Origin of the sequence: Streptomyces botrytidirepellens (assembly GCF_003721215.1) — a bacterium.
Lineage (GTDB): Bacteria > Actinomycetota > Actinomycetes > Streptomycetales > Streptomycetaceae > Streptomyces > Streptomyces himastatinicus.
Genome location: NZ_RIBZ01000191.1, coordinates 23,298 through 32,305, shown reverse-complemented (window position 1 = coordinate 32,305; position 9,008 = coordinate 23,298). Strand labels below are relative to the sequence as shown.

The window sequence follows — 9,008 nt, the reverse complement described above, 5'->3', positions numbered from 1 at the left end:
CCCCGCGGCGGCGCGGTTCGGCCGCGACCTGGCGGCCCTGCACGCGTCCGGCGCGCCCGCGTTCGGCGCCCCGCCGCCGGGCGGTCCGAAGGACGCGTACATCGGGCTCGCCCCGATGCGCAACGCCACCGGCGACGACTGGCCGGGCTGGTACGCCGAGCACCGGGTGCTCCCCTATCTGCGCCGCGCCGTGGACGACGGCACGGTGCGCGCCGCCGAGGCGGCCACGATCGAGCGCGTCTGCGAGCGGCTGCCCGCCCTGGCTGGCCCCGCCGAGCCGCCCGCCCGGCTGCACGGCGACCTGTGGAACGGCAACGTGCTGTGGGGCGCCGACGGGCAGGCGTGGCTGATCGACCCGGCCGCGCACGGCGGACACCGGGAAACCGATCTGGCGATGCTGCACCTGTTCGGCTGTCCGCATCTGGACCGGGTGCTGGAGGGCTACCAGGAGGCGTCGCCGCTCGCCGACGGCTGGGCGGACCGCATCGGGCTGCACCAGCTCTTCCCGCTGCTGGTGCACGCGGTGCTGTTCGGACGCGGCTACGCCGAACAGGCCCTCGCGGCGGCCCGCACCGCCCTGGCGGGCTGACCGTCAGAGGAAGCTGACGTTCTGGGCGAGGGCCAGCCGGCTGGAGTAGTTGATGGTGTTGGTGGCCGGGCGCATGTAGGCGCGCCAGGAGTCGGAGCCGGACTCGCGGCCGCCGCCGGTTTCCTTCTCGCCGCCGAAGGCGCCGCCGATCTCGGCGCCGGAGGTGCCGATGTTGACGTTGGCGATGCCGCAGTCGGAGCCCTCGGCGGAGAGGAAGAGTTCGGCTTCCTGCTGGTCGCGGGTGAAGATGCTGGACGACAGGCCCTGGGGGACGTCGTTGTGCAGGGCGATGGCCTCCTCGAGGGTGTCGTACGTCAGCACGTACAGGATCGGGGCGAAGGTCTCCTCCCGTACGACCTCGCTCTGTTCGTCCACGCGGACGATGACGGGTTCGGCGTAGGCGGCCCGCGGGAGCGCTTCGGCCAGGCGGCGGTTGCCGCCCGCCAGGACCTTGCCGCCCTCGGCCTGGACGCGGGCGAGGGCGCTCTGCATGGTGTCGAGGGCCGCGGGGGAGATGAGCGGGCCGACGAGGGTGTCCTCGTCGAAGGGGTTGCCGATGGGGAGCTTGTTGTAGGCGGCGGTGAGGCGGGCGATGAGGGTGTCGGCGATGTCGCGGTGGACGATGAGGCGGCGCAGCGTCGTACAGCGCTGCCCGGCGGTGCCGGCCGCGGCGAACACGATGCCCTGGACGGCGAGGTCGAGGTCGGCGGAGGGCGCGACGATCGCGGCGTTGTTGCCGCCGAGTTCGAGCAGGCTGCGGCCGAAGCGGGCGGCGACGCGGGGGCCGACCTCGCGGCCCATGCGGGTGGAGCCGGTGGCGCTGACGAGGGCGACGCGGGGGTCGTCCACGAGCTTCTCGCCGACGGCACGGTCGCCGAGCAGCAGCCGGTGGACGTCGCGGGGCGCGCCGACGTCCTCGGCGGCCCGGGCGAGGAGCCGGTCGCAGGCCAGGGAGATCAGCGGGGTGAGGTCGGAGGGCTTCCAGATCACGGTGTCGCCGCAGGCCAGGGCGACGGCGGTGTTCCAGGACCAGACGGCGGCGGGGAAGTTGAACGCGGAGATGACGCCGACCACGCCGAGCGGGTGCCAGGTTTCGGCGAGCCGGTGGCCGGGGCGTTCGGAGGCGATGGTGCGTCCGTAGAGCTGGCGGGAGAGGCCGACGGCGAAGTCACAGATGTCGATCATTTCCTGGACCTCGCCCAGCGCCTCGGAGCGGATCTTGCCCGCCTCGATGGTGATGAGGTCGGCCAGGTCGCTCTTGTGGTCGCGCAGCAACTCGCCCAGACGGCGCACGAGTTCACCGCGCCGGGGGGCGGGGGTGGTGCGCCAGGTGAGGAAGGCCGCGCGGGAGGCGGCGATGGCGTCCTCGGCGTCGGCCGGGGTGGCGGCGGCCAGCTCGAAGAGGTGGTCGCCGGTGATCGGGGTGCGCGCGATGAGGCCGCTGCCGTCGGGGACGCTCACGCCGACGCGCTCCAGGGCGGTACGGGCCCGGCCGCGCAGGTCCTCGGTGGTGGGAAGGGCGGTGCTGGTCATGGGTGCTCCCTCGGGGGTCTGGGGGGTGGGATGCCTCTGAGGTTTCAGCCGAGCGCGCCGTCGAGCTCCAGCGCTCGGGCGGCCCGGGCGATGGAGTCGTTCTGCTGCCGCTCGTAGAGGGCGAAGGGGTCGAGGACGTCGCGGCCGATGGCGCCGGACAGCCAGGCGCTGTCGTAGGCGGTGCCCGCGTGGTCGTTGTTGCGTGCGCCTTCGCCGGTGAGGTTGGACTGGAAGATGCCGGCCGCGGAGCGGGGCAGGAAGTCCTCGTAGACGATGGGTTCGGCGCGCAGCCAGCCCTGGGCCACCAGCCCGCCGACGTCGGCGGGCGGACGGCTGCCGTCCCGTGGCCGGTCGGGCACCACGTGGTAGGTGAAGTAGCCCAGCTTCCGCTCGGCGAGCTGCCGTTCGGTGGCGGGGAGGTGTTCCGCCCACAGCGCGCGGGCGATGTCACCGCGGTCCGCGTCGGGGCGGGCGGCGGCCTCCTGGTCGACCTGCGTCAGCAGCCGGTCGTAGAGGGCCCGGCCCTCGCGGGTGAGGGCGATGCCGCGCGCCTCGACCTCGCCGAACCGCACCCGCAGGGATCCGCTGGTCACGTCGCCGTCGGCGGTGCGCATGGCCCGGGGTTCGGCGAGGGCGCGGAAGGACGTCTGGCGCAGCAGCACATCGGGGCCGTCCCAGTGCGGAGGGCCCTGGATGGTGTCGATCATTTCGATGCCGCGGTCGGTCATGCGCCGGTACAGCTCGTCGATGTCCAGGACGCGGGGGGTGAGGTGGTTGATGTGGGTGCTGCGGACGCCGCCGATGTCGGCGGCGACGGCGGAGACCCGCTCCAGCGTCGCGTACCAGCCCTGGTCGATCGGCTCGGTGGACAGCTCGAAGGCGCGCACGGCCAGCCGGAGGAAGTGTTCGGCCTCCGCTTCGGGCAGTTCGCCCTCGGCCTCGGCCCGGTCGGCGAGGGCGAGCAGCTCCGGGGGGAACAGCTCGCGCCCGGCGAGGAAGGTCTCCAGCCGGGCGCGCAGGTCGTCGTCGAAGAACCGCGGGTCGGCGGGGGTGAGCATGGAGGTGAAGACGCGGAACGGGTTGCGCGCCAGCTCCTCGCCGTCGGTGGGGCGGAAGGCGGTGGAGATGACGGGCACCGCGCTGGCGGCGGCCTCGCGCAGGTCGTAGAAGCCGGTCGGGCGCATGCCGAGGGCGCCGAAGACGCGCGCGACCTGGTTCATCTCCTGGGGGGTGCCGACCCGGATCGCGCCGTGGCGCTCGGCGGTGACCCGGCTGATGGAGCCCAGGCGCTCGGCGTCGGCGCCCCGGGCGCGCAGCACGTCGTCGTTGACCTCGCGGGAGACGTCCACGAGGGTGGTGTAGGCGGGGACCTCCCGCCCGTACATGTCCGAGAGCCGGGCGGCGAACGCGGCGCGCAGCTGCCACTGACTGAGTGTCCGGCTGGTCATCGGGAGTGCTGCCTTTCGGTTGGCGGTTCACACCAGTTGGCGTTACACCACATGGGCTTCGGGACGCGTTTCCGCTCCGGTCGTGAAGCGGTCGGCGCTGAACGGTGTGATGTCGACGAACGGTGTGCGGTCCAGGTACAGGTCACGGACGATCTCGCCGACCGCCGGGGCCTGGAGGAAGCCATGCCCGGAAAACCCGGTCGCGTAAAGGAAGTTCTGGAGTTCGCCGGAACGGCCGATCAGGGCGTTGTGGTCCGGAGTGATCTCGTAGAGCCCGGCCCAGCCGTCGACCGTCTCCATGTCGGCCAGGGCCGGGGCCTGACGCCGTGCGGCGGCGCGGAACAGCTCCAGCCACTCCGGCGTCCAGGTGGTGTCGTAGCCGTCTGCCTGGCCGGGGTCGGCGAGGCCGAACAGCAGCCCGTCGTCGCTGTTGTGGAAGTAGGCCGTGGACGCGAAGTCGATGGTGAAGGGGATGCGCGGGGCGGGCGGGGTGAGCGGGGCGGTGAAGGCCACCTGACGGCGCACCGGACGCACCGGGAGGTGAACGCCCAGCATGTTCCCGATCTGCGCCGACCAGGCGCCCGCGGTACAGATGACGGTGGCGCAGGAGATCGGCCCGTGGTCGGTGTGCACGGTGGTGATCCGGTCGCCCGCGGTGTCGAGGGCGGTGACGGCGGTGTGCGTGGCTACGCGCACGCCCGCCCGGGACGCGGCGCGCGCGTAGCCCTCGATGACCAGCCCGGGGCGGGCGTGGCCGTCGGTGGGCGAGTGGACGGCGGCCACGAGCCCGTCGGTGCTGACGTAGGGGCACAGCCGTCGGGCCTCCTGCGGGCCGATCATGCGGCTGGGCACGTCGAGGGCGTTCTGGGTCCTGACGCAGGCCTCGAAGTCCGTGGCCTGCTGCTCGCTGGTGAGCAGGAAGAGGTAGCCGACGCTGTCGAGCCGGATGTCGGCGCCGGGGCGGTGCGGGAAGTCCTGGTAGGCGCGCAGGCTCCGGCTGCCCAGCTGGATGTTGAGCGGATCGGAGAACTGGGCGCGGACGCCGCCGATGGGCTTGCCGGAGCTGCCGCAGCCCAGCTCGCCGCGTTCGACGACGACGATGTTCGTCACTCCGGCCTCGGCCAGGTGGAACGCGGCGCTGGTACCCATGACCCCGCCGCCGATGATCACGACGTCGGCGGCGGGCGGAACGGTGCGGAAGGAGGACGAGGAGGGCGAAGAGAGCGAGGAGGACAAGTGGCCGGTCCCTTCCCGAGGCGGGCACCGGGCCGGAGGGACCTCCGGTCCGGCGCGCCGCGGCTGTCGCAGTGCAGGACGATGCCGATCAGCTATCTGCCGGTCATCGTGCAGCACCCCGACCGTTGACGTCTATGAACAGTTATTGCTCGTGATCTATTAGGGTTCCTATATGGACTGGACGAGTGCCCAGCTGCGTTCCCTCGTCGAACTGACCCGGCGCGGCACCATCACCGCGGTGGCGGAGTCCCTGGGATACACCCCCGGCGGGGTCTCGCAGCAGATCGCGGCGCTGGAGAAGGCCACCGGCATGGAGCTGCTGCGGCGGACCGGGCGCAGGGTGGAGCTGACCGACGCGGGGATGACGCTGGCCCGGCACGCCGAGCGGATCCTGTCCACGGAGGCCGAGGCCGTCGAGGCGCTGGAGCGCACCCGCAACGACGCCTCGGGCACGCTGCTGGTCGGCCTGTTCGCCACGGCCGCCGCCGAGATCCTGCCCCCGGCGCTGCGCACGGCGCGCGAGGAGCATCCGGGGCTGACGGTCCACAGCCGTGACATGGACGTGGACGAGGTGTACGACGCGGTGGCCTCCGGGGCCGTGGATCTGGCGCTCGGCCTCGACTATCCGGACGTACCGATCCCGCGCGATCCGGCCCTGCGGGTGATGCGGCTGCACCGGGAGCGCTTCTCGCTCGCGGTGCCGACGGGTTCGATGGGCCGCCGGGAGAGCGTCACCATGGCGCAGACCCGCGGTCTGGGGTGGATCCTGCCGTCCGCCGAGAGCTACTACGGGCGGGCCGTGCGCACCGCGTTCCGCCGGGCGGGCGTCGAGCCCGAGGTGCTGCACGAGGTGACGGACACCGCGGCGACCCTGGCGCTGGTGGAGGCGGGGGTGGGGGTGAGCACGGTGACGGATCTGATGCTCAGGCTGCGGCCCTCCCGATTCGATGTGGTGCGGCTGCGCGAGACGGTCGAGCGGCACATCGTCGTGGTGTTCCGCTGTGCCGCCGAGCGGCGGCCCACCGTGGTGGCGCTCGTCGACGTCCTGCGCGCCGTGGCGCAGACGGGGCTGGGCGGGCGAGCATAAGCGTTCCTTGTTCCCCGGTATCAATTCTGTCGCCCTGCCGACCCTTGTTGGGGCGGGGCCACCGGCCACATCGTGAGGTGGACCACGGATCCATCGATCTACGGAGAAGGACGGACCGACGTGGCTGACGCACTCTCCCTCGTCGACGACTGGGGGCCCGAGAAGATCGTCGTCGTCTCCCACCGGCGCACCGGCATGAAGGGCGTGCTGGTCATCGACAACACGGCCCGGGGCACGGCCAAGGGCGGAACCCGGATGAGCCCCACGGTGACGGTCGGGGAAGTCGCCCGTCTGGCCCGCGTCATGACGTGGAAGTGGGCCGGGGTCGACCTCTTCTACGGGGGCGCCAAGGCGGGCATCGCCGCCGATCCCGCGTCGCGCGACAAGGAGGCGATCCTGCGCGCGTTCGCCCGCGCGCTGTCCAACGAGGTGCCCCGCGAGTACGTCATGGGGCTGGACATGGGGCTGACCGAGAGCGACGCCGCCATCATCCAGGACGAACTGGGGGACCGCGGCGCGGCCGTCGGCACCCCGGAACACCTGGGCGGCGTCGCCTACGACAAGCTCGGGGTCACCGGCTACGGCATCGCCGAGGCCGCCGAAGCCGCCGCGCAGCGCCGCGGGCTGTCCCTGTCCGGCTGCCGGGTGGCCATCCAGGGGTTCGGCGCGGTGGGCGCCGCCGCGGCGGCACGGTTCGCCGAACTGGGCGCCACCGTGGTGGCCGTGTCCACGGCCCGCGGTGCGCTGCACGACCCCAGCGGGCTGGACGTGCGCTCCCTGCTGGCCGCCCGCGAGGAGCACGGCGACGACTTCGTCGTCCGGCACGCCGAGGGCGAGGTGCTCGCCTCCGGCCAGGAACTCACCGTCGACTGCGACATCCTGGTGCCCGCCGCCCTCCAGGACGTCATCGACGACCGTACGGCCCACCTGATCAAGGCCGGACTGGTCGTCGAGGGCGCCAATCTGCCCACCTCCCCGGCGGCCCAGGAGATCCTCGCCGGGCGCGGCATCACCGTGCTGCCCGACTTCGTGGCCAACGCCGGCGGTGTCGTCGCCGCCGCGTTCGCCATGGACGCCCGCTACTCCGGTTTCCGGCCCGAGACCCGCACCATCTTCGAGACGATCTCCGGTCGGCTGCGCGCGAACGCGGTCACCGTCCTGGACGAGGCCGAGCGCCGTGGCACGACTCCGCACGCGGCCGGGCGCGGGCTGGCCGAGGAGCGCGTCCGCGCCGCCATGCGCAGCAAGGGACGCCTGCCCGTCTGAGGGATCAAGGGGTCGCGGTGGTCAGGTCGCGGTGGCCTCCGCCGCGGCCCGCCCCGTCCGACGCCCCGAGAACAGGCAGCCGCCCAGGAACGTGCCTTCCAGGGAGCGGTATCCATGGACGCCACCGCCGCCGAATCCCGCGGCCTCCCCCGCCGCGTACAGCCCGGGGACCGGCTCGCCGGTGGCGTCCAGGACACGCCCTGACAGGTCGGTCTGAAGCCCGCCGAGGGTCTTGCGGGTGAGGATGTTGAGGCGTACGGCGATCAGCGGTCCGGCGCCGGAGTCCATGATCTTGTGCGCCGAGGCGGTGCGGCTCAGGGTGTCCCCGGGGTAGGCGAGCGCGTTGCGGATGCCCATGACCTGGACGTCCTTGGTGTACGGGTTGTCGATCTCCCGGTCCCGCGCGTCGATCTGGCGCTTGAGGTCGGCCAGGTCGATGAGGTTGTCCCCGGTCAGCTTGTTCATCCCGCGGACGAGTTCGGGCAGCGTCGTCGCGACGACGAAGTCGACGCCGTTCTTCTTGAACTTCTCGATCGGCTCGGGGGTCTGCCAGATGCGCGAGAGGAGCTGGAGGATGTCCTTGTTGGTGAGGTCCGGGTTCTGCTCGGAGCCGGAGAGCGCGAACTCCTTCGCGATGATCTTCTGTGTGGTGACGAACCAGGAGTAGTCGTAGCCGGATCCGGTGATCGACTTCAGGGTGCTGAGGGTGTCGTAGCCGGGGAGGTCGGGGGCGGAGAAGCGCTTGCCCTGGGCGTCGAACCACATCGAGGACGGCCCCGGCAGGATCCGGATGCCGTGGTCGGCCCAGATCGGGTCGTAGTTCTTCAGCCCCTCGGTGTAGTGCCACATCCGGTCGGGGTTGACGATGCGTCCGCCCGCCTTCTCGGTGATGGCGAGCATGCGGCCGTCCACGTACGCCGGGACGCCGGTGATCATGCGCTTGGGCGGAGTGCCCAGCCGGTCCGGCCAGTTCTGCCGTACGAGATCGTGGTTGGCGCCGATGCCACCGGAGGTGACGATCACCACCGGGGCGCGCAGCTCGAAGTCGCCGACCACGGTGCGGGAGCTGGCCTTGCCGCGCTGGGCGTTGCTCGGTTCCAGGACCGCGCCGCGGACACCGGTCACGGTGCCGCCGGTCGTGACGATCTCGTCGACCCGGTGCCGGTGCTTGAACGCCACCCGGCCGTCCGCCACCGCGGCCCGTACCTTCTTCTCGAACGGCTCGACCACGGCCGGTCCGGTGCCCCAGGTGACGTGGAAGCGGGGGACCGAGTTGCCGTGCCCGTCCGCGAGACCGCCGCCGCGCTCGGCCCAGCCGACGATCGGGAACCAGCGCACGCCGAGCCCGTGGAGCCAGGACCGCTTCTCCCCGCCCGCGAAGTCGACGTACGCCTCGGCCCACTGGTGGGCCCAGTAGTCCTGGCCGCGCGGATCGCCCACGCCGCGGTCGAATCCGGCCGTGCCCAGCCAGTCCTGCCAGGCCAGTTCGTGGGAGTCCTTGATGCCCATCAGGCGCTGCTCTTCGGAGTCGACGAAGAACAGCCCGCCGAAGGACCAGAACGCCTGCCCGCCGACATTGCTCTCCGGCTCCTGGTCCAGGAGCAGCACCGTGCGCCCCGCCGCCGCCAGTTCCGCCGTCGCGACCAGTCCGGCGAGCCCGTGGCCGACCACGATCGCGTCCGCCTCCGCGGACGAGGACGAGGCTCCGGCGGCGAAGGCGGGGACCGTCTGGTCGACGGCCGCTGCCGCGAGCACGCCTCCGGCCACCGTCAGGGCGCGGCGTCGGGTGATCGACGTCGGGGATGCGGGGTTCTCCATGGGCGGCCCTCCCGGTGAGGTGCGGACGGTG

At 72.5% G+C, this 9,008-nt stretch carries 7 protein-coding genes; 3 read left to right on the top strand and 4 right to left on the bottom strand.

The window, feature by feature from the left end:
• Positions 1 to 589, top strand: a 589-nt coding sequence (locus EEJ42_RS15030; protein ID WP_123100454.1) for a fructosamine kinase family protein, incomplete at its 5' end; no start/stop codon positions are given.
• Between the two features lie 3 nt (positions 590 to 592).
• Here the strand turns inward: EEJ42_RS15030 and amaB are convergent.
• The 3 genes from amaB to EEJ42_RS15015 are packed head-to-tail and all read right to left on the bottom strand — an operon-like array spanning position 593 to position 4,806.
• Positions 593 to 2,122, bottom strand: a complete 1,530-nt coding sequence (gene amaB, locus EEJ42_RS15025) for an L-piperidine-6-carboxylate dehydrogenase (RefSeq protein ID WP_123100453.1) — start codon at positions 2,120 to 2,122, stop codon at positions 593 to 595.
• 44 nt (positions 2,123 to 2,166) lie between these two features.
• Positions 2,167 to 3,570 carry a 2-oxoadipate dioxygenase/decarboxylase gene (gene hglS / locus EEJ42_RS15020; RefSeq protein ID WP_123100452.1) on the bottom strand — a complete coding sequence of 468 codons (1,404 nt, stop codon included), beginning with the start codon at positions 3,568 to 3,570 and terminating at the stop codon, positions 2,167 to 2,169.
• Between the two features lie 42 nt (positions 3,571 to 3,612).
• Positions 3,613 to 4,806 (bottom strand): NAD(P)/FAD-dependent oxidoreductase, encoded by a 1,194-nt coding sequence (locus EEJ42_RS15015; RefSeq protein WP_123100451.1) that lies wholly within the window; start codon positions 4,804 to 4,806, stop codon positions 3,613 to 3,615.
• Between the two features lie 172 nt (positions 4,807 to 4,978).
• On the opposite strand from EEJ42_RS15015, the gene EEJ42_RS15010 reads away from it, so the two are divergent.
• Positions 4,979 to 5,893 (top strand): LysR substrate-binding domain-containing protein, encoded by a 915-nt coding sequence (locus EEJ42_RS15010; protein WP_123100450.1) that lies wholly within the window; start codon positions 4,979 to 4,981, stop codon positions 5,891 to 5,893.
• A gap of 120 nt (positions 5,894 to 6,013) precedes the next feature.
• Positions 6,014 to 7,159 (top strand): Glu/Leu/Phe/Val family dehydrogenase, encoded by a 1,146-nt coding sequence (locus EEJ42_RS15005; protein WP_123100449.1) that lies wholly within the window; start codon positions 6,014 to 6,016, stop codon positions 7,157 to 7,159.
• Between the two features lie 21 nt (positions 7,160 to 7,180).
• Here EEJ42_RS15005 and EEJ42_RS15000 read toward each other — a convergent pair whose 3' ends face one another.
• Positions 7,181 to 8,977, bottom strand: coding sequence for an FAD-binding dehydrogenase (locus tag EEJ42_RS15000; RefSeq protein ID WP_123100448.1), 1,797 nt, complete (start codon positions 8,975 to 8,977; stop codon positions 7,181 to 7,183).
• Positions 8,978 to 9,008 lie beyond the last annotated feature (31 nt).